The 19,840-nt window shown below is 54.5% G+C and carries 19 protein-coding genes; 14 read left to right on the forward strand and 5 right to left on the reverse strand.

Annotated elements, in window-relative coordinates:
* The first annotated feature begins 8 nt into the window (after positions 1 to 8).
* From IPN69_17290 to IPN69_17335, 10 genes are all read left to right on the forward strand, one after another.
* The gene (locus tag IPN69_17290; GenBank protein ID MBK8812466.1) at positions 9 to 554 is read left to right on the forward strand and encodes an energy transducer TonB; all 546 of its coding nucleotides are present in this window, start codon (positions 9 to 11) and stop codon (positions 552 to 554) included.
* An 84-nt stretch (positions 555 to 638) separates the two neighbouring features.
* The gene (locus IPN69_17295) at positions 639 to 1,115 is read left to right on the forward strand and encodes a hypothetical protein (GenBank protein MBK8812467.1); all 477 of its coding nucleotides are present in this window, start codon (positions 639 to 641) and stop codon (positions 1,113 to 1,115) included.
* Positions 1,112 to 1,684, forward strand: coding sequence for a hypothetical protein (locus tag IPN69_17300; protein MBK8812468.1), 573 nt, complete (start codon positions 1,112 to 1,114; stop codon positions 1,682 to 1,684). The genes IPN69_17295 and IPN69_17300 overlap by 4 nt, the downstream gene beginning before the upstream one ends.
* A gap of 80 nt (positions 1,685 to 1,764) precedes the next feature.
* Positions 1,765 to 2,244 (forward strand): hypothetical protein, encoded by a 480-nt coding sequence (locus tag IPN69_17305; protein ID MBK8812469.1) that lies wholly within the window; start codon positions 1,765 to 1,767, stop codon positions 2,242 to 2,244.
* 190 nt (positions 2,245 to 2,434) lie between these two features.
* Positions 2,435 to 3,472, forward strand: coding sequence for an alpha/beta hydrolase (locus IPN69_17310; GenBank protein ID MBK8812470.1), 1,038 nt, complete (start codon positions 2,435 to 2,437; stop codon positions 3,470 to 3,472).
* A 53-nt stretch (positions 3,473 to 3,525) separates the two neighbouring features.
* The gene (locus IPN69_17315; GenBank protein MBK8812471.1) at positions 3,526 to 3,906 is read left to right on the forward strand and encodes a hypothetical protein; all 381 of its coding nucleotides are present in this window, start codon (positions 3,526 to 3,528) and stop codon (positions 3,904 to 3,906) included.
* Between the two features lie 28 nt (positions 3,907 to 3,934).
* Positions 3,935 to 4,405: a hypothetical protein gene (locus IPN69_17320; GenBank protein MBK8812472.1), complete on the forward strand. Its 471-nt coding sequence runs from the start codon at positions 3,935 to 3,937 to the stop codon at positions 4,403 to 4,405.
* 1 nt (position 4,406) lies between these two features.
* Positions 4,407 to 5,198, forward strand: coding sequence for an MOSC domain-containing protein (locus IPN69_17325; protein MBK8812473.1), 792 nt, complete (start codon positions 4,407 to 4,409; stop codon positions 5,196 to 5,198).
* A gap of 129 nt (positions 5,199 to 5,327) precedes the next feature.
* The gene (locus tag IPN69_17330; protein ID MBK8812474.1) at positions 5,328 to 6,494 is read left to right on the forward strand and encodes a serine hydrolase; all 1,167 of its coding nucleotides are present in this window, start codon (positions 5,328 to 5,330) and stop codon (positions 6,492 to 6,494) included.
* 71 nt (positions 6,495 to 6,565) lie between these two features.
* Complete coding sequence (locus tag IPN69_17335) at positions 6,566 to 6,964, forward strand: hypothetical protein (protein MBK8812475.1); 399 nt, start codon at positions 6,566 to 6,568, stop codon at positions 6,962 to 6,964.
* A gap of 11 nt (positions 6,965 to 6,975) precedes the next feature.
* Here IPN69_17335 and IPN69_17340 read toward each other — a convergent pair whose 3' ends face one another.
* Genes IPN69_17340 through IPN69_17355 form a run of 4 tightly spaced genes read right to left on the reverse strand, consistent with a single transcriptional unit; the run spans position 6,976 to position 13,221 of the window.
* Positions 6,976 to 9,867, reverse strand: a complete 2,892-nt coding sequence (locus IPN69_17340) for an EAL domain-containing protein (protein MBK8812476.1) — start codon at positions 9,865 to 9,867, stop codon at positions 6,976 to 6,978.
* Position 9,868: 1 nt separating this feature from the next.
* Positions 9,869 to 10,315: a response regulator gene (locus tag IPN69_17345; GenBank protein MBK8812477.1), complete on the reverse strand. Its 447-nt coding sequence runs from the start codon at positions 10,313 to 10,315 to the stop codon at positions 9,869 to 9,871.
* Complete coding sequence (locus IPN69_17350; GenBank protein MBK8812478.1) at positions 10,302 to 12,506, reverse strand: PAS domain S-box protein; 2,205 nt, start codon at positions 12,504 to 12,506, stop codon at positions 10,302 to 10,304. Before IPN69_17350 ends, IPN69_17345 begins: the two co-directional genes overlap by 14 nt.
* Before the next feature lie 25 nt (positions 12,507 to 12,531).
* Positions 12,532 to 13,221 (reverse strand): hypothetical protein, encoded by a 690-nt coding sequence (locus IPN69_17355; GenBank protein MBK8812479.1) that lies wholly within the window; start codon positions 13,219 to 13,221, stop codon positions 12,532 to 12,534.
* Positions 13,222 to 13,773: 552 nt separating this feature from the next.
* Here IPN69_17355 and IPN69_17360 point away from each other — a divergent pair.
* From IPN69_17360 to IPN69_17375, 4 genes are all read left to right on the forward strand, one after another.
* Entirely contained in the window at positions 13,774 to 14,745 is a 972-nt protein-coding gene (locus tag IPN69_17360) for an NAD(P)-dependent alcohol dehydrogenase (GenBank protein ID MBK8812480.1), read from the forward strand.
* Between the two features lie 160 nt (positions 14,746 to 14,905).
* Complete coding sequence (locus tag IPN69_17365) at positions 14,906 to 15,346, forward strand: hypothetical protein (GenBank protein ID MBK8812481.1); 441 nt, start codon at positions 14,906 to 14,908, stop codon at positions 15,344 to 15,346.
* Between the two features lie 603 nt (positions 15,347 to 15,949).
* Complete coding sequence (locus tag IPN69_17370) at positions 15,950 to 16,705, forward strand: hypothetical protein (GenBank protein MBK8812482.1); 756 nt, start codon at positions 15,950 to 15,952, stop codon at positions 16,703 to 16,705.
* A 541-nt stretch (positions 16,706 to 17,246) separates the two neighbouring features.
* Positions 17,247 to 17,573 (forward strand): TfoX/Sxy family protein, encoded by a 327-nt coding sequence (locus IPN69_17375; GenBank protein ID MBK8812483.1) that lies wholly within the window; start codon positions 17,247 to 17,249, stop codon positions 17,571 to 17,573.
* A 653-nt stretch (positions 17,574 to 18,226) separates the two neighbouring features.
* Here the strand turns inward: IPN69_17375 and IPN69_17380 are convergent.
* Positions 18,227 to 19,774: a hydroxymethylglutaryl-CoA reductase gene (locus tag IPN69_17380; GenBank protein ID MBK8812484.1), complete on the reverse strand. Its 1,548-nt coding sequence runs from the start codon at positions 19,772 to 19,774 to the stop codon at positions 18,227 to 18,229.
* Positions 19,775 to 19,840 lie beyond the last annotated feature (66 nt).

Below are 19,840 nucleotides of genomic sequence, written 5' to 3' on the forward strand. Positions count from 1 at the left end.
ATTTAGTTATGAGATTCAAAATAGCAACCAGAAAACTTAGTTTCAGTTTGTTCTTTTTATTTTGCTGTTTTCTCTCGCTAGCCTTTTTTCAGACATCTTCCATTTCCCAAACGAAAGAAGAAAAACAAGAACCGCTTGGGAAACAGAATCTCTATAAAGAAAACGTCAAATATGAAGACTTTGCTTGTGATAAAGATGGCGCTGATGTTGTGAAAACCTTCTTCGCCAGCCGACCTTTGAACATTAAACTTCCGATTTGCCATAACGATTGCCCGATTATAAAGTGTCGTCCTGTGGTTCGGTTTCCGCTAGCCGCACAAACCGCTAGAGTTACGGGCAAAGTTTCAGTTCACGTCTTAGTGGATGAGAAAGGAAGAGTCTTATATGCGCGAGTGCTTGACGGACATCCGCTTCTTTGGGCAGCCGCTCGAAAAGGTGCATGTGAAACACAATTTGAAGAGTATCAGTACGGCAAGCATCAAGGCGTAATGCACTTTACGGTTGACGATTATGAGTTTTTAGGTGTGCCGAACCGAGCAAATGAATTTTGGTAAAGTTGCGTTCATATGTTTAACGCATGTCGAACGTATCAAGGATTCGTGTGGCGCGTTTAATCGAAAAACGGAGCGATTATTCTTATGACAAAATTCATCACATTGCTCATTTTGTTCTTCGGTTTGTGCGCCGTCAACACCTTTTCGCAATCGCAGAACCTCTCGTTCCGTGATGCAAAGGCTCTGTGCAATCGGGTCTCTGAAATCAAGGAGTTTCCGCGTGGTTGGGGCGAGAAAGGCGTTGATCCCGCTTGGGATGCGTTAGTCGATGCAGGCGAAGCTGTTGTTCCGTGTTTGATTGACAAAATTACTGACACGACCGTGATGCCTGACCCGCGTTGTCCGCGTTTTACAGATGAATTAAAAGTTGGCGACACAGCTTATTTTATTTTAGTTAACATTCTTAAAATTGGTTTTGTTGAGTTGCTTCCTATTGACGTGCAAGAGAAATACAAATCCGAAGGCGCTTATGCTTATCACGAGTATGTTGAGCGCAAAGGCAAACGAAAAGAGTTGCAATCGAAGCTGCGCGAGTGGTATCGCAAAAAACAAAGTGCATGAAAATCACGGCGGCAGCCGCTGATGCTGAGCCTTATGCCCTTTCACATGAACGCATGAAATCTTTAACCTACACATTTTGTGTTTTATTTTGCTTGGCGAGTTTTTCCGCGGTATCTGCTCAAACGAAACAGACCGACGAAGATACGCCGTTTCTGCAAAGCGTTACCAATCTGCCAACCGTTGATAAAGTTGAGATTCTGGCAATCGAATCAATCAGGACAAACCGCAAAGATATTGACTGCACTCAACCCGACATTGTTTGCGGCAGTTTTCCCGGTAAAGTTCTTGCGTCGAAAACCTTATCGGGTGAAGATGCAAACAAAATTTCTAAATTGTGGCGTAGCCTCAAAAATGGAAACGGAGCAGGCTGCTTCGCTCCAGCTTACGTTCTGCGCTTTTACCAAAAAGACAAGCTCTTGTTGATGACTGACGTTTGTTTTCAATGTTGTAATGCAACCTTGCCGGGAACGGGCATCAGAAGCATTTGCGGAAATGAGAAAGCAATCAAAGACTTTATAGATTTCGTAACCACAGAAGTGCCTTTCCCTAAACGTGAGAAGAACGATTAAAGAAGCGGCGGGCATAAGTATTCAATGGACGTGAGGGCGAAACAGCGACTCGCCCCAAGTCATTTCAACCGTTCTGCGTTATGAATCCCCTCGATGGAATTCGTCAATCTTGGAGTTGGGTCGCCGTTGTTATTGGCGGCATCGGCGCGTTAGGTCAAGCGTATTTGCTTTATCACGAACTTGTTAATTGTTTGCCTTACAAAGTAATTGGTTCTGGCTTATACCAAAACATTGCAAACGTCGGTGTTTGGGTTGCGCCGCTCATTGCCGTCGCAGGCGGCTTGGCATTCGGATCAAAAAGATTTTGGTTTGCGGCAATCGTTCCTGTGTTTTCGTGTCCGCTGTTGTTTGCGGGTGTTTTCAAAGCCGCTTCGATTATGCGTGAATGGAGCGTCGGAGTGGAAACAGGCGCGGACTTTGGCGACTTTACTCCATCGGTGGCGGCAGAAGATTTTTATTTATACGCGATTTCGTTGGCAATCACAGGCTTGATAATTGGCGTGATTTGCAGTTTTCTGTTGATGTGGCTATCAAAGGAGAGAAAACTCGCGTCAGGATAACGCACGGCCCAACTATTAAATGGACGTGAGGGCGAAACAGCGACTTTGTTTGGGCGTTGCGTTTTACCTTTCGGCGGGCTTGGCGGCGGTTTCGCCCCACGTTATCTCAATCGTTCGGTCGCCGTAGTTGCCCCTCGCGACCAGACAGGCATCGGGTTCGGTTTTTTTCGGCGCTCGCGGGTTCCGGATTATGCAGCTACAAACCAAAGAGGTTCGAATTCCGGCGGCGGATGCCGTCTTGGCGGGGACGTTGCTCGCGCCCCCAACCGTACGTCCGCGCCCGGGTCTGCTCCTCGTGTCCGGGTCAGGGGCGAATGACCGGGACGAAACGGTCTGCGGCCATACTCCATTTCGGACCATCGCCGAGTACTTCGCCGGTTGCGGTTACGTCGTCCTCCGATGCGACGACCGCGGCGTCGGCGGTTCGACCGGGGACGCGGGCGAACAAGACTTCGACGGGGCCGTTGCGGACGTGGTCGCGGCTTACAGGTGGCTCGCGGGGCACCCGGCCGTGGATTCTGAGCGGATCGCCCTCCTCGGGCATAGCGAGGGTGGGTTGATCGCGGCGGTGGCCGGGCCGCGGGTTGGGGCTTGGGCGGTCGTTATGCTCGCCGGTCCGTCAGTCCCGATCGAGTGGCTGCTGCATGAGCAGGCGCGGACGATCTCGGCGGAGGCCGGCGCGACCGCTGTCCAGATCGAACACGAGCGCCGGATGAACGAACGGGTGCTTGCCCTGGCTCGATCCCTGTCGGATCAAGCTGCAGTGCAGATGGAACTCGAGGGAGTGATCCGGGCATATCTGCGGTCATGGCCGGACGCGGCGGAGTTAGACGAGGCAACGGTTGGGGACAATGCGCGTATAATGGCCGCCGTCGTCAACGCGCCGGCCTTTCGCTCCCTTTTGAGGCAGGAGCCGGCCATCATTCTCGGACGATTCGGCGGGCCACTGCTCGCCGTCTACGGCGGCAAGGACACGCAGGTGCCGGGTGTAGCCAATGCGGATGCATTTCGTGAGATCACCACCGGCTACCGGTGTGCTTCCGTGATGCTGTTCCCGGATCACAACCACCTGTTCCAGCGGGCCGGGACGGGTGCCATCTCAGAGTACGAGTCTCTGCCCCCGGGGCCAGATGCCGCGGTTTTGCGTGCGGTCGCAGACTGGCTGTCAACTGCCGAACCAGGCGCTGCACCTGCCCGGCGGGGCATGCAGCGGTTCTGGAACGTGTAGCTCGCCGTGCCCCGCCAGCGGGTTAGCTGGATCTTTAACCAACAGGAGAAACAGTGTCTTTCATCATTGAGATCCTAGTCGAATTCTTAATCCAGTTCTTCATTGAGCTTCTGGTAGAAGTTGGTGCGCACGGGCTAAAGTCAGACCAGCCTCGTCTTCACCCTGCAATTGCCTTTGTGGTCTACGTCGTGCTGGGTGCTGGCTTTGGCTTTCTTTCTTACATTTTCTTCCAGCAAAGGTTGCTGTCTCACCCTTATGCACAATACGCAAATATCGTCATTACCCCGATCTTTGTCGGCCTGGCGATTGGTGCCGTCGGGGCATGGCGCTCAAAACGTGGGACGGAACCGGTACTCCTGGACAAGTTCTTGTACGGCTATACATTTGCATTGGCATTTGCCATCGCTCGTCATGCTGTCACAGCTGCTGGCTAACAATTCGTTCAAGCCGACGGCGCATCGTATGGAAGTCTCACTCAATGCGAACACATCAGACTCCGACACCGAGCGAGTTCGGGCGGTTCTCGACGATGTCTTTCAGGTCATCGAGAAGGACGTCAGCAAAGATTACGGTGGGACGATTCAGCATCTTTGGATTGATTTCGAGTTGGTTCCAAGCTGGTCAGAGCGGCGTCCGCCATTTCGATTTCGATTTCAGAAGAAAGTTGGCGGTTCGGTTTTCAGGTTGACGGGATTGGCGACGCCGGTTTACGAGCATGTCGGCCATTACAGCGTCCGACCAGATTTTCAGAAGCTGCTGAGCTTGCCGCTGGAATCGGTCGCGAGTTATGCACTGAGTTTGATTTACGCATCCACTTCGATGTTGCTGGAGAAGCAGGAGAAGCTTGGCGGTTTTGACGCTCCTCGTTTTCGTATGGATTTCCTGGCATCTTGTCGGCAGCATGGTTTCCGGATTGACAACACGGAGAATTGATATGAGAACCATCGGAACTGTCGAGAGTCTATGGCGTTACCCGGTCAAAAGTATGCGCGGCGAGATGATGCCCGAACTGTTTGTTGGATTTTCGGGCGTTTACGGCGACCGCTGCTACGCCTTCAAAAACTCCGCCGCCCGCAAAGGAGCGCCTTATTTGACCGCATCGGCACAGCAGCAGATGCTGCGCTTTTCTCCGAAGTTTCGTTGCCCTGAAAGAGCGACACGGCCGCCGAATTTGGTTGAGGCGATGAGCATCGCGCCCGGAATCACGCCGGCAAACGCCGATCCGAACGACTTGGATCTGGATGTCGTAACACCGTCTGGCGAGACTCTCGCGGTTGATGATCCGGCGTTGATCGAGTTGCTCTGTGAAGGGCTCCGCGGCGAGAATCACCTAACGCTCGTGCGTTCGGACCGTGCATTGACCGACTGCCGGCCGGTTTCGCTGATCAGCCTGCAAACGGTACGGCAGGTCGAATCGGAGTTGGGTATTCCGATCGATAAGCGGCGCTTCCGGGCGAATGTCTATTTCGATCTCGCATCGGGCGACGGCTTTGCCGAGGATGATCTGGTCGGGCGCAGTCTGCGTATCGGCTCAAAGGCAGAGATCATCGTCCTCGAACGCGATCCGCGCTGCAAGATGATCTCGCTCGACCCGGACACCGGCGAACACAATCCGGAGGTGTTCCGCAGAGTCGCCCAGGCGCACGACAACTTCGCCGGCGTCTATTGCGCCGTTTTGGTGGAAGGGATCGTAACCGACGGCGATTCAATCGAATTGCTGGACTGAGCGCACGACCGTGGCGTGGGATGAACTTTCGTCGGCCCCGTCGCCGCCGGCCTCGTCCGATCGGGCTCGATCTCAATGTGCTGCCAGTCGGCAGCGGCTGAGCTAGACTCCGTTGAAAAAAGGAAAATAATGATCAAAAAAGCAATCCTATTCGTCCTAATCTCGGTCTTCGCGGCCCAGGCGCAACAGCAGAACGATTGGCCGACGGCGACGCCGAAATCGGTCGGGCTTGATGAAAAGGCCCTCGCGGCTTTCGACGCCGAGATCGCTTCGGGCAAGTTCGGCAATATGGACGGCCTGACGATAATTCGCCACGGCAAGCTCGTCTTCGACAAAAGGTACCCGCACGACTATGAAAAGATCTACGGCGCGGACGCCAAGAAGGAGACTCCGCTGAATGCGGGAGATCTGAGCGGTCCGTACAATTACTACGCTTCATGGTGGCACCCGTGGTATCAGCGCGGCGAACTGCACACTCTGCAGTCGGTCTCCAAGACCATAACGTCGATCATTTTCGGCGTTGCCCGTGCGCGAGGCGATTTCCCGGACATCGACACACCGGTTTTGAAATATTTCGACGAGTCGAAGATCGCGAATGTCGATGATCGTAAGCGCCGGATGACGATCCGCCATTTGCTGACGATGTCGGCCGGGCTCGACTGGAACGAAGAACTGCCGTACTCGGACCCGAAGAATACCGGCAGCCAGATGGAGGCGTCACACGACTGGGTCGAATATACGATCAACCGGCCAATGGCATTCGAGCCGGGCCAGAAATTTGCATACAATTCCGGGGCGACGCAGATCCTGGCGCACGTATTCCGCGTTGCGACCGGGATGGACATCGAGGAATACGCCGTTCGCCATCTTTTCACGCCCCTCGGGATCAGGCAGTTCTTCTGGAAGCGATCGCCGAGCGGATTGGTCGATGCCGAGGGCGGCATTTATCTGCGTCCGCGCGATCTTGCCAAGCTCTGGTACGTATTCCTGAGAAACGGCAAGTGGGAAGGCAAGCAGATTATTACGCCGGAGTGGATAAAAGATTCGCTCACGCCCCATATGGATCTCGGGCCGAATGTGAAATACGGCTTGAAGTGGTGGCTTTACCCGTACGGCAAGGACAATTCGATGCTCGCCTGGAGCGGCAACGGCTTTGGCGGCCAGCGACCGCTCGTTCTTCCGGAATACGATATGGTCGTTGTTTACACCGCTTGGAACGTCAATCCGGGTCCGGCGATGGGTACTAAAGAGGCGATCGACCGTAGCGTTGGGCTCGTGACCGACGGCAAGAAATGACCGGGTAATTGCTGTTGAGCGTCTGACCGGTTTCATTGAGTCCAGTCGGGATAAGCATTCGGTGAATGAAGATGATTAAAACACAAGTTACGTTCAGGTCGGACAAGTTCCCCCCTTATGACGGCGAGCAGGAACAGATCAATCCCGGTCTGTGGGGCAAACGCCTCGCCGAGTACTTCGTTGAAAAGCTGAAGGGAACCGGAATCGAGACAAACGAGATAATCCCCGAGGATTGGGGTTGGTACATCCCGATCAAGAATGAGGGATTTCGACTGGCGATCTGTTGCGGCCACCAGGACGGCGACGACGACGAGTTTCTGTGCTTCACCGATCCGGATACGCCGATGATCAGGAAGTTCTTCAGGAAAATTGACGCAACCGAACAACTAACGCGTCTTGTAGCGGCGATGGAGCGAATCCTCGCGTCCGATCCGGAAATCAGGGACATCGAATGGACCGACGGCCGTTAACGCTCAACCTTTTACTGAGAGCTCGCGATCTCGATAACGTTCGGCTCGCTTATCTTGCAAAAATAATCGCTGGTCACAGCATCGGACTTGAGGCCGTTTAACAGAATGTCACGGGCAAATTCGGCGCTCAGCGGCTTTGAGAAAAGATAACCCTGTCCGGCGCGGCACCCCATCGAACGCAGGAGCCTAAGCTGATCGATATTCTCGATGCCTTCGGCGACGACTTCGATCCCGAGATTTTGGCCAAGCATCAGAATCGTCTGAACGATTGCCTTGCTCTTGGCATCGCATTGCATCTTGCCGATGAAGCCGCGGTCAATCTTGATCCGGCTAAACGGAAACCGATGAAGGTAGCTCAAGCTGGAATACCCGGTGCCGAAATCGTCGGTGCTGAACCCGATTCCGATTCTGCACAGTTTGTTCAAGATCTCGAGCGCGGTTTCGGGGTTCTCCATCACCGTGCTTTCCGTCACCTCGAGTTTGAGATGGTTCGCTTCGAGCTGCGTTTTCGTGAGCCACTTCGTGACCTGCCCGACAAGTGACGGATGCATCAACTGCTTGGCAGACAGATTGACGCTGACGGCGAGGTTCGCCAGATGCGGCGCGCTTTTCTGCCATTCCCCGACCTGACGGCAAGCTTCGCCAAGTACCCATTCACCGATCGGAATAATGAGTCCGGTTTCCTCGGCAATGTTTATGAATTCGTCCGGGGCGACCAGCCCGTATTCACCGTGCTGCCATCGGACCAATGCCTCAACTTCCTTGATCGCGCCGGTTTCCAACTCGACGACCGGCTGATAATAGACACGAAACTCGTCTCTCTCAAGCGCCCGCCGGAGGTCGGTTTCAACCTGCAGCAGGTTCATATTGCGGATGAACATCTCGTCGTCGAAGATCTCGTAGCGCGCCTTGCCGCGATCTTTCGCGCGGTACATCGCGGCGTCGGCATCGCGCAGGAAATCCTCCGGTTTGCGGAGCGTGTCATCGGCGACAATTATTCCGATGCTCGCTGACGAATAGACTTCGTAATTATCAAGACGGAACGGATTCGCAAGTTGATTCTGTATACGCTCGGCGACCATCGTCGCGTCGGAAACGTCATTGACGTTGTGGATCAGAAGCGTGAATTCATCGCCGCCGAGCCGCGCGACGATGTCTCCCGGACGAAGCGTCGATTTGATCCTTTCCGATATCGCGATCAGGAGTTTGTCGCCGATCAAGTGTCCGAGCCCGTCGTTGATGATCTTGAAACGGTCGAGATCGAGAAACAGGACGGCAAACTTCTTCGAACCTTTACGCCGCTGTTCTGCGATCGCCTCTTCAAGGTGATTCATAAAGTGCGTGCGATTCGGCAGATTCGTCAATTTGTCGTAAAGAGCGTTGAACTCAAGGATCTCCTCGGCGTGCTTCTTTTCGGTGATGTTTCGGCCGACGGCGTAGAAGATTCCTTCGGCGACCATTGGTGTCGAGTTCCAGGAGATCCAAAGAACCGACCCGTCTTTGCAGATCAGCCGCGATTCGAAACTGACACAGACGCCGTTGCGGAAATTCTCGATATTGGCGGCGTTTTGTTGACAGTCGTCGAGGTGCGTGATCTCGTCGATCGAACGGCCGATCAGTTCCTTGCCTCCGTATCCGAGGTTCTTTTCCCACGCCGGATTGATATGCAGCAAAGTGCCCTCGAAACTTATGGTCGCGAGCAGATCGTTCGAGACGTTGTAAAGCCGGTCGCGCTCTTCCTCGGCGCGCCGCCGATCCGTGACGTTGCGGGCGATACCCTGAATCGCAACCGGAACTCCCTTGTCGAGGATCACGCGGCTGTTGATCTCGACTGCGATCCGTTGACCGTCTTTACCCAAACACTCGATCTCGTAGCTTGAAGCGGGCTCTCCGGCGATCTTCGCGGCGATGTGCTTATTGGCCAGCTCGAGATATTCCGGTGCGACGACCTGTGACATATTGAGCGACGTCGCTTCTTCGCGCGTGAACCCGAAAGCCTTTTCGCCGGTTTGGTTTACCGTTACAAAGTTGCCGGCCAGATCGTGCACGTAGATCGCATCGTTTGCGTTTTCGAAAAGATCCCGGTAGCGCTCCTCGCTCTCTTTGAGCGTTGCACTCGCTTTGAGTCGTTCGGTGATGTCGCGGATGATCGCGGTGTAGTAAACCTCGCCGTCGGATCGCCAGACTGATCCTGACATTTCAAGCGGAAACTCGGAACCGTCCTTTCGCCGGCCGGAAGCGTAGATCGCCTTGCCCGAGTTAGGCGCAAGGACGTTTTCAATCATCTCGCGCACGCCCAAATCGGCAGCCATTCGCGCGTGCTCCTCCCCCATCAGCACGGTCACCGAATTGCGTTCCATATCGGCTTCCGTATAGCCGAAAATCTGCATCGCCGCATCATTCCAGAGACTTACCCGGCCTTCGCCGTTAACGAGAAAGATCGCATCGCTGGCAGATTGAACGACCGACCGGAACTTCATCTCGGAAGACTGGACCCGGCGCAGAGAACGGGCTTGTTGAATGCTGTAACGGATCGTTCTCTCAAGGAGTTGAGCGTCAAATCTTCCCTTGACCAGATAGTCAGCCGCGCCGGCCTCCATCGCCTCAAGATCGACCTCCTTCTCGCTTTGTCCCGTGAGCAGGATCATCGGGGCCTGACAGCCGCCGGCAATGCCAGCTCGAACGAGATCAAGACCGTTCTCCGCGCCAAGCCGAAAGTCAACGAGATAAACGTCATACTCCCTTTGCGCCATATGGCTCAAAGCTTCGCTCGCCGAGGCGGTCCACTCCAACGCGTATCTGTTGTCGCGGAACTCCTCGAACAGACAACGCGTCAGGATGAAGTCGTCCTCATCGTCATCGACCATCAGGACGCGGATTTTCTTTGCATCGGAACTGACCATTTCATCTTCCGGCCGGGAGTTCCACGATGTTGAACCAATACTTTCCGAGTTCGCGCACGGTTTCGACCAAAGCGTCGAACGTAACGGGTTTGACGATGAAGGAATTGACTCCCAGATCGTAAGAACGGACGATGTCCTCTTCCGCCTTTGAGGTGGTGAGGATGATGACCGGAATCTGTCGCAGGCTCGGGTCGGCCTTGATCTCCTCGAGCGCCTCGAAGCCGCTTTTCTTAGGCATATTGAGGTCGAGAAGAATCAGTCCCGGCCGGGCCGCATCCTCGTAACCGTTCTCACGGTTCAGGTAATGCATCAACTGCTCGCCGTCCTCGACGGTCTTGAGCGGGTTCGCGAGTCTGTTCTCTTCGAACGCCTCTTTGACCAACAAACGATCGTCTTCGTCGTCGTCCGCCATCATAATGACGACTTCCTTGGTGTTATGGTTGCTCATACAATTCCTCTGCGGCACGCTGTTCGAGCGGCAATGTTATGATAAACTTCGCTCCCTTTCCGGGTGAGCTCGAAGCGGTCACGTCGCCGTTGTGGCGTTCTACGATCTTCCGGCAAACGGCAAGCCCGACACCGGATCCCTCGTACTCGCCGCGGCCGTGCAAGCGCTGAAAGACCGTGAAGATCCGGTCGAGATACTTCTCGTCGAAGCCGATACCGTTATCCTCGACAACGATCCGGCAGGCCGGAACCGCATCGGCAAGGTTCGTTGCGGGGTTCGGATCCGGGGCTTCTTCCGCGTGTACCCTGACGACCGGCAACACGTCTTTTTGATGAAACTTCAACGCGTTCCCGATGAGATTCTGAAATAGCTGGTGCATCTGCAGTTCGTCGGCTTCGATTCGCGGAAGGTCTCCGATTTCGACCCGTGCCTTCAATTCATCGATTCGGATCTCGAGATCCGAGAGTACGTTCCCGACGACCGAGTTCAGATCAGTCGGCGTGAAGGGCCGGGCTTTCGTCGTGACCCGCGAAAAGGTCAGCAGATCGTTGATCAGCGTCTGCATCCGCAGCGACGCCTGTCGCATCCGGCGGATATAGTCGGCGCCCTCGTCGGTCAGGGACGCGGAATACTTTTGAGAAAGGCGGTCCCCGAAGGCCTGTACTTTGCGCAGCGGCTCCTGAAGGTCGTGCGAAGCGACGTACGCGAAATCCTGAAGCTCGCGGTTGCTGCGTTCGAGACGCGCGTTGTAGGAGCGAAGCCGTTGTTCGTCTTCGTTCCGTTTGGTGACGTCGCGCGAATTGACGAGAATCGCCGGCTCGTTTGAGAGCGCATCGACGAAGAACGTGTTGACGGTTTCGAGCGTTCGCCAGGAGCCGTTCTTGTGTCTGAAACGGAACTCCTTCGAAACGACGTTTCCCTCTCCGGCCAAAAGTGCCTCGAATATCGCCGTTCGTGCCGCGCCGTCGTCGGGATGAACGAGGTCGAGCGGGTTCGATCCGACGAGTTCGTCGGGTTCGTAACCGAGGACGTTCGCGATCGCCGGGCTCTCGAACCGTATCTTCTCGTCATCGCCGACAATCGTGATCAGGTCAGAAGAGTTCTGTACGAGAGTTTGGAATCGCATCGCGCTGCGTCGTTCCAGGCTTTCCGCCTGCAGTCGGACGTTTTCGCTGTTCGAGACGATCTGGCGAAGGACGACGAGAAAAGTCAGTCCCAATGCGCCGAAAACGATAAGGCCGAGCCATTGGCCCCAGAATTCGCGGGTTTCGATCAGGAGTATCCCGAAGCCGATCGCCACCGCGAGATAGGGAAGCCAGCTGAAACCTTGGGCCTGCCACTCTGAAACTTCTGCGGTTTCTGCGGCGGCGGTCACGGGACGCGAGAGCAGACGGTGCTGATAATACGAAGCGAAAACGAGGCACCAGTTCCCGGTGATGAAAAGGATATTGATCCAGTGGCCCTTGTATTCGCCGGAAAGCGACAAATACGCGAATCCGACGTCGGCGACAAACATGTTGACGAGACCGATGATTATTATCGTCAGGGCCGTTCGATTGATCATCAAGGCGCGCCTCATCAACACGGTGGCGATGCCGGTAAACAGAACCATATCGCCGACTGTGTATGAAACGGCGATTGCCGGAGCGACCCAATCGTCGGCCGATGCCGCGTTCGCCAACGTCGGCTGCACGACAAAACTCCAGACAGCCAGCCCTCCGCCGACCATCACGATCGCGACGTCGAGTCCGAACTTCAGACGGCCCGATCTGTCGTAGGGCGCCGTCGGGAAGTTCAGAAGTGCCGCGAGCATAAGCGGATAAAAGGCAAGATAACCAATGTCGGCCGCGGAAGGGAAGGCTTCCTCGCCGAGGATCGAACTGTAATAAAACCAGAGAGCGCTACCGCCGAGGAAGACGACGTACGCCAGGGTGGTCAGGTGCCAGGCCCGGCGGGAGTCCGAATCAACCACCGGGTGATGCGATACGCGCCAGGTCAACACCGCGGCGACGGAGATCGTCAGCAGTTCAAGCACGTCGTTGACGGAGGAAGCGTCCGTGTCGTCAATTAAGCCGCCGCCGTGCAGAATCACGTAGGCCGCAACGACGACGCTGACGAAAGCCATCGTCAGACCGTCGAACCTGATCCGGTGAGCCGGACTCAAAGCGGCGTCCATGGTTTGTTCATTCATCATTGCGTGATCCCCGTCGTGCGCTTCATCGGGTAATGCTGTAAGAAATGAAGGGCCCGTGGTTGTCGTAATCAGAATTGCCGACACTGTATCCGACGAAGAGATTGCTTCGCGTCGTCGGGTAGAAGGTGAACCCGGGCGTCAGGTAGCCGAATCTGTTTTTTCCGGTCACCCACTGCATCGAAAAGCTCACTTTGTCGTTGATTGACTGGTCATACACGAAATTCCAGCCTTTTCGCGACCCGAATTCCTTGTTGCGTCCGACGAGGGCGTATCCGCCGACGGTCACGGTCGCGCTCTTGATTTCTTTGGTGACGTTCGTATATATCATCGCAAAGGCGTCGGTGCCGGCTCTCCGGGCGACCGGAACAAAACCGACAACGCCGCCGGCGGCCGACAAGCCGCGACGTTCGTTTTCGTAGAAGCGCCATTTCACGCTCGGCTGGATCTCGGGCGGGTATTCTGGATCGTGCGGATCGCTCATCGAAAAGCCCATTCCGAGTTCGACTTTGTGCCGAAAACCGCGCGCAAAACGTCCGCCGTACACCTGCATTCCGCCGTTGGAATGCGATTGCGTGCCCGTCCAGAAATTCCCTTCGAAATATGTTTCGCCGTCGGGAACGGTTTCCGTCCCGGTTGTCTGCGCGCCGACCTGGGTCGACGCGAGGGCTGGAAGCATTAGCAAGGCCGCCAGTAACATTGTTATTTTTCGCATTTTTGAAACCTCGAAACGACGTTGACCCGGGAATCGGTTTTCATTGTTCGGGCAAATTGAGTGACATATTCGGTCACTTTGACCGGACTCGATTTGTCAGTCCATTCTGCGCGGACAAACCTCTTTATTTTCTGAGTCAATTGGAAACAGGGGATTATCGGGTGATGGCTCATTGGCCGTTCGCGAAATCCGCGTTGCCGCCACATATTAGTGCAACTTCTATGCCAAGATGCCGCACCGGGCCCGCACCGGCCCGGGCAACCGGAACGAATGCACGGACGGCGCGGCAAACATCGATTCGATGCCGAAAAAACGCGCAATCCAAATCGACCAGCTCCGCCGATTTTGGTTTGGCCGAAGAGGGACGGCCAATGATTCGCTGTTTGAACTGCAACGGTGGTCGCCGGCGAATTCGTCCGAGCGATAGTTCCGGCTCCAACGGCGAAGTCGTTTTTTCCGCATACTTTCGTGGGGTCGCTACCCTCTTGCCGTTTGAAAGCCGACCGATGCCGCACTTGAAACTTTCGCGCCCCGAAACCGTAATCCGGATAAATGAGAGCAGTCGTTTACGGTCCGTCACACACGCTTCAACTCGCCGAGATCGAAAAACCCGTTCCGGCCGGTGACGAAGTACTGTTGCGAGTCCGCGCCGCGGCCGTGAACCCGCTTGACGGTCATCTGCTGAAGGCCCCGCCGTGGTTGCGAAAACTGATGTTCGCGATGATCGCGACAAAGGTAAGGCGGCCCGGCGCCGATATCTCCGGCGAGGTCGAGGCGGTCGGTCGCAATGTAACACGCTTTAAGCCCGGCGATGCGGTATTCGGAGGTTCCGGCGGCGGTGCGTTTGCCGAGTACGCGTGCCCGCGCGAGTCGAAAGTTGTCGCAAAGCCTCCGGGTATCGGATTTGAAGCGGCGGCATGTGTCAATGTCGCGGGCATTACCGCGCTGCAAGGCCTTCGGGACGTCGCCGGTGTTGTTCCCGGCCAAAAGGTGCTGATCAACGGGGCTTCGGGGGGAGTCGGAACGTTCGCCGTGCAGATCGCAAAATGGATGGGCGCCGATGTAACCGCTGTTTGCAGCACGCGAAACGTAAATCTCGCGCGCGGCCTCGGGGCTGATCGTGTTATCGATTACACATGCGAGAATATTCTCGAGAGCGATGAACGTTTCGACGTGATCTTCGACCTCGTTTCAGACAAACCGCTGCTGGAGTTGAGGCGCATACTGACGCCGGAAGGGAAATGGATCGGCGCCGGCGTTCTCGGGGTCGACACGTCGATGATCAATATGATCGCAAGCTCTCTCAAGACTCCGTTGCTGTCTCTTTTCACCGGTCAAAAGTTCACCTCGTTCATGGCGAAAACCGGCAGCGACGACCTGCAGGTGCTGGCAAAGCTGATCGAGACCGGCCACATTGCACCGGTCATTGACCGCACGTTTAGTCTCGACGAGGTTCCGGATGCTGTCCGCTACGTCGATACCAAACGCGCACGCGGAAAGGTCGTGATCTCGGTCGGGGAATGACACCCCGGCCCGCAAGCTTCTCCAAAATCAAGGGTTCGCCCGCATCGGGACTTTCCGAAGTTCAGGTCGTAAAGCAAGACAAATCACAAAAAAAGGAGCGAGGCTTGTATGAGATCTGATTCGGTGCAACATCTTGGATATCTCCGCGTAAGTTTGCAATATGCGATTCTTCAAATACGTTTTCACGCCAAACCATAAGAAATATGAGGGCGTTCGCCCGATAAACATCTACTTGCTTCGGGTTCTCTATTTCCTGATGATCATCGACGTCGCGACCGAGGCTTGGCAGACGATCTTCAAACACGAAGGTCCTTGGGACCACACAAAAGCGGTCGCGTGGTGCGTCTGGGCCGCATATCCGACCTTGGGTGTTTTCGGTCTGCTGCGGCCGCTCAAGTGGCTGCCCCTGGTCATCTTTATGATCTTCTACAAAACGCTTTGGCTTTTTGTCGTTGCTTATCCGCTTTGGCAGGCAGGCACTTTAGCACGTTCGCCGGCCGATGAAATGGCGCACGTCTTTGTCGCCGCGCCTTTTGTCGCGCTGATAGTGCCTTGGATGTACGTATTCAAGAACTTCGTTATGTGGTCAAGGCCGAAATGAGCCAGCCGGTCGCGTCTGGACTTCGATCTCCGGTACGTTGAAATCTTGTTTTGGCGCCAAACAGGATGTAAATTGAGATTTCTTGGGATCATCGTAGCGACCTTTGTCCGGACTTTCCGCCGTATTGAAGGATGATTACGGGATAACTATGTCGTTTGGAGACATGTCGTCGTCAAACGGAAGCGATCCGTGGCAAAAATCTTATGAGAAGAATAGAAATCGGGGGCACCACGGTGGACACGGACATTTAGGAGATCGAAGCGGTCTCGATATTGACTTCCGGTACATAAACACAAATGGGGAAAGTTTCCAGAGCACAACCGCCAGGTCAGATTCACAATTTAGCGTGGCCAACAACCAAGCCGTTTACAACGTCGCTTCGACGTTTGGCTTCACCGCTAACTATCAAGGAAATAGTCAAGGGCGGAATAGGGGACTGACTGGGCCGCAAGCTATTGGCGGACACAACGACCACGGGCATCTCGGCTTCAGCGGGAACGGCAGGAGCCAAACAAACTCCCAAGTCGTAGTCGTGACTCAAGGTAATGTCAGGAAGTTGATCTTCAAATGATGAATTGCATTTTGCATAAGGAGTGATGTTGCATGAAAAGAATGACAGCCATTTGCTTGCTTTCAACTTTGCTGACTTCTCAGGCTTGTTCCGCCGAAATTGCGAACACGCAGGTTCCGCCGCCGAACGGTACGGAAGTAAATCGAAATGAACAACGGCGGGACGTTAATGAGAATGCAAACAGAACGAATGCTCAAAGCGAGTCGCAAACTGTGCAAGCCGATAAGTCTTCGATCAAGGATACGAAAGGCTTGATAGTCCTAAGTAACAAGTATGGCAAGAACGACTTCGTTCGTTTTTACAATGACGACGGAAGCCTTTGGTACGAATTCACATTCTATTATGACGATAGCGATGGGAAGTTTGAATACGAAAACGAAGAATTCGGCCCTTTTTCATTTCATCAGGACTATTTCGTGTTAGCTCTTAGATGCGTAGGCGAAGACAAATATCGCTACGAAGTAATAGTCAATGAAGAAAACGGGCTGAAAAAGTTTGTCAAGAAAGATGACCCGACGCTGAAGTTTGAAACTCTCGGTGAACACATCACGAAGGTTTTTGCTATTGAATTCGACCGAGTGAAAAATCCTTTGCTGGAAGCTCCAAATGGCAAAGTTAGAAATATCGATTTGTCACCAGAATTGATTTTTCATCCTGTTGAAGTAAGAGGCGAATGGTTAAAAGTTCGCTGGGATGGATCACAACAGCCAAAAAAAGATGCCGGTTCGGGCTGGGTTAAGTGGAGGGACGATAACCAAATCTTGGTAGAACTTTTTTACTTTGCGTGAACTCTGCCCCCTGTCGGTTAGCAGTAACGTCGCAAATCTCGCTTGCGATTGAGAATATGACGAGCTCCGAATTTGGCACAACTGGTATCCTCGCCTCGGATTTGTCTGGAAGCGTATCGGGGATCAATACTGGTGCGGCGTTCGCTACGATGGAATCCCTACTTGGAGAGCAGGCCAATTATGATGCAGATAATCCGGGAGCGTGGAGGGACCAACGCCGGGGTCCAGGGAATACAGATTATGTTGATTGTACCGAAACAACAGCGCGGTTGAGTATGGGGATTAATCGAGTTGATTCCCTTGACACGCTTCATGCAGGCGACGGCACTCAGGGCTTTGACGAAAGGTTTCTGCCGAGCCTGGAAAACAGGGCATTGAGCTCTCTCAGGCTGTTGGATGTCATACGATACGATGGTGGCGGTATGCCGAACAGAAGGCACTACATGACGGTGGTTTTCACCGGTGTTGACGGAACAACTTGGGCGTTTACCCGCAGCGGAGTTAATGGTCCCGTGCGTCGCGCCGCTGGCTGCAAAAACCTATGGCTTCAAAAATCGAAACAGTCCAATTCATCGTCGATCAAATCGATCCCGATTGCTGTATGTCCTATCGCGCGATGTTCGGCGAATACTCTCTGTATTCCAAAGGCAAGGTCGTCGGAGTGGTCGCTGACGACCGGCTGTTTATCAAACCGACCGACGCCGGAAAGCAGTTTATCGGTGATTTCACCGAGGCCGCGGCATATCCCGGCGCGAAACCGTCGTTGCTGATCACCGACCCGATCGAGGATCGCGAATGGCTGAGCGAACTCATCAGGATCACCGAAAAAGTTCTTCCGGCGCCAAAACCGAAAAAAGCGAAAAGGTGAAACGGGCATGCCCGGGCCAAACGAAAGCCGTTTGAACCCAGATTACTCATTAAAAGCAATTTCCCGCGAAATACGCGAAAAACAACATCAAAAATGCCATTTTGCGCGTTTTTGGCCTGTTTCGCGGGAAAGAAATTTTCTATTACGTACGTGATTTGGGTTGAACCAACCGTTCGCAGTCGGGATCGCGTCGAAACACTCAGAGGATCGCATTAACGGGCAAACGCCCGGAAAATCATTGGTATTGTTTCGCCCTGAAGGTTTCTACCTCTTTGCTCAGGATTTCCAAGCATGCGTTGTCCGGATCGATCGTCCAAACGCGGGCCGCCTGAAGGCGGAACTCCAAACGCGAAGCCTCAGACAATCCGAAATCCAAAATCCAAAATCAGGAGCTTTGAATACGGGCTTGAAGGAAATCGGCGGCAGTTTATCCACGGATGAACACGGATCGGCGGGATAAGATCAGATGTCTTTTCGACCGTGATGGCGCCGAATTGGTCTCAAGTCATCGTTTTCATCCCGACCCATCCGTGTTCATCTGTGTCAAGAACGGCCTGTCGCATCAATCAAGCAGGTTTTTCAAAGTCCCCAAATCCCAAATCCCAAATCCCAAATCCCAAATCCCAAATCCCAAATCCCAAATCCAAAATCCGCTACCGGTTCCTTCCGTACTTCTCGTGGCTCGAGACCCAATCGGAGCTCGAAATCGCGGAGCCCAACGAGATCTCGCCCGCGAGGACGACGCCGGCGACGATCTCGGCGAATTTGTTGACCGTTCCGCGGCCGACGCAGCCGAGCACTTCGAGGCATTCGCGCTGCGTCGCGAGGCCCGTTCCGCCGCCGTGCGTGGCGACGATCAGCGACGGGATGGTGATCGAGATGTAGAGATCCTTCTCCGCCGTCAGTTCCGAATAGATGATTCCCGCCGACGATTCCGAGACGTTCGCGACGTCCTGTCCGGTGGCGATGAACATCGCCGTAATGCCGTTCGCCGAATGCGCGCCGTTGTTGTTGGCGCCCGACATAAACGATCCGACATTCGCGACGCCAGAATGATAGACCAACGATTCGGGCTCGACGCGCATATGTTCGATCAAAACGTTTCGCGGAACCGTGCATTCCGCGGTAACCCGTTTCCCGCGCGTCCGCATCACGTTGACCTGCGACGCCTTTTTGTCGGTCGCGAAGTTCGATTCGAGATAGAAATGCTTGATCTTGTTCTCTTCGTAGGCGTCGATGATCCAACTGCAGGCGGCGAACGTCGCGCGTCCGACCATATTCTGGCCGGCGGCGTCGCCGGTCGTGTAATTGAAACGCAGATATACGAATTTGTTCGACGTGTACGGATCGATGTATTTGAGTTTTGCGACTGACGAAGTCGCTTCGGCTTCTTCCTTGATCTTGTCGATATTGTCGAGGACCCACGAAACGAATTTTCGACCCGCGCGCGCGTCTTCGAACACAAAGACCGGCGCGCGCTGCATCGCGTCGCTGACGACCGTTGATTTGACGCCGCCAGATAGATTCAAAACCTTGATTCCGCGGTTGTAGGACGCGATCAGCGTGCCCTCGGTGGTCGCCAGCGGGATCAGGTACTCGCCCGTTGCGAACTCGCCGTTGACTTTCAGCGGTCCGGCAAAACCGATCGGGATCTGCGCGACGCCGGTGAAATTCTCGCAATTCCCGGACGTGGTCCGCGGGTCGAACGAGTAACTCCGGAGATGTTCGAGCTTTGCGCCGGAATACTGTTCGACGAAGTCCTGACGCGCCTTGATCGCCGCTTCGCCGTAGTCGTCGGTCTCGTCGCGCGGGATGCGGACCTCGAGGCTTTCGGTCTCGGCGATCGAGTCCCCGACGTCGAATTTCAGCGAGCCGAAGGGCTTGGCCTTGAATGCGATTCCGATCTTGTGTTTCCCGTTCTCAAGCTGAAGCCCGGCGCAGCGCACGGTCAGGACCGTGCGGAGCGGAAATGAAACGTCGCGGACCGATGCTGCCGGAATAAAGGCGCCGTCGCCGAGATCGAGCGTGACCGAACCGAGATCGATGTCACGGCCGTCGATGCGGACACCGGTCAATTCGCTGAATTCGCCGTCGCTGAGCCGGTTCTTGAGTGCGAACTGCACGCCGCCATCGGTGTTCTTGAGACTGTTGTTCGTGTAGAGCTGCCGCAAAAGCATGCTCGGAATCGGGAAGAATGACATATTTGGTTGAATTCCTGGCGCAAAAATCGAAGTGCAAGACTGATTTTACTTCGCACGGGATTTTAA

The organism is Acidobacteriota bacterium (assembly GCA_016715115.1).
In the GTDB taxonomy this organism is placed as follows: Bacteria; Acidobacteriota; Blastocatellia; order Pyrinomonadales; family Pyrinomonadaceae; genus JAFDVJ01.

Coding starts and splice junctions, on each gene's coding strand:
- IPN69_17340 (MBK8812476.1), bottom strand. CDS start 9,867: ATGGTCAGTTCCGATGCAAAGAAAATCCGCGTCCTGATGGTCGATGAC.
- IPN69_17300 (MBK8812468.1), top strand. CDS start 1,112: ATGAAAATCACGGCGGCAGCCGCTGATGCTGAGCCTTATGCCCTTTCA.
- IPN69_17375 (MBK8812483.1), top strand. CDS start 17,247: ATGGCTTCAAAAATCGAAACAGTCCAATTCATCGTCGATCAAATCGAT.
- IPN69_17350 (MBK8812478.1), bottom strand. CDS start 12,506: ATGAATGAACAAACCATGGACGCCGCTTTGAGTCCGGCTCACCGGATC.
- IPN69_17305 (MBK8812469.1), top strand. CDS start 1,765: ATGAATCCCCTCGATGGAATTCGTCAATCTTGGAGTTGGGTCGCCGTT.
- IPN69_17345 (MBK8812477.1), bottom strand. CDS start 10,315: ATGAGCAACCATAACACCAAGGAAGTCGTCATTATGATGGCGGACGAC.
- IPN69_17360 (MBK8812480.1), top strand. CDS start 13,774: ATGAGAGCAGTCGTTTACGGTCCGTCACACACGCTTCAACTCGCCGAG.
- IPN69_17380 (MBK8812484.1), bottom strand. CDS start 19,774: ATGTCATTCTTCCCGATTCCGAGCATGCTTTTGCGGCAGCTCTACACG.
- IPN69_17325 (MBK8812473.1), top strand. CDS start 4,407: ATGAGAACCATCGGAACTGTCGAGAGTCTATGGCGTTACCCGGTCAAA.
- IPN69_17365 (MBK8812481.1), top strand. CDS start 14,906: ATGCGATTCTTCAAATACGTTTTCACGCCAAACCATAAGAAATATGAG.
- IPN69_17290 (MBK8812466.1), top strand. CDS start 9: ATGAGATTCAAAATAGCAACCAGAAAACTTAGTTTCAGTTTGTTCTTT.
- IPN69_17335 (MBK8812475.1), top strand. CDS start 6,566: ATGATTAAAACACAAGTTACGTTCAGGTCGGACAAGTTCCCCCCTTAT.
- IPN69_17295 (MBK8812467.1), top strand. CDS start 639: ATGACAAAATTCATCACATTGCTCATTTTGTTCTTCGGTTTGTGCGCC.
- IPN69_17330 (MBK8812474.1), top strand. CDS start 5,328: ATGATCAAAAAAGCAATCCTATTCGTCCTAATCTCGGTCTTCGCGGCC.
- IPN69_17320 (MBK8812472.1), top strand. CDS start 3,935: ATGGAAGTCTCACTCAATGCGAACACATCAGACTCCGACACCGAGCGA.
- IPN69_17370 (MBK8812482.1), top strand. CDS start 15,950: ATGAAAAGAATGACAGCCATTTGCTTGCTTTCAACTTTGCTGACTTCT.
- IPN69_17355 (MBK8812479.1), bottom strand. CDS start 13,221: ATGCGAAAAATAACAATGTTACTGGCGGCCTTGCTAATGCTTCCAGCC.
- IPN69_17310 (MBK8812470.1), top strand. CDS start 2,435: ATGCAGCTACAAACCAAAGAGGTTCGAATTCCGGCGGCGGATGCCGTC.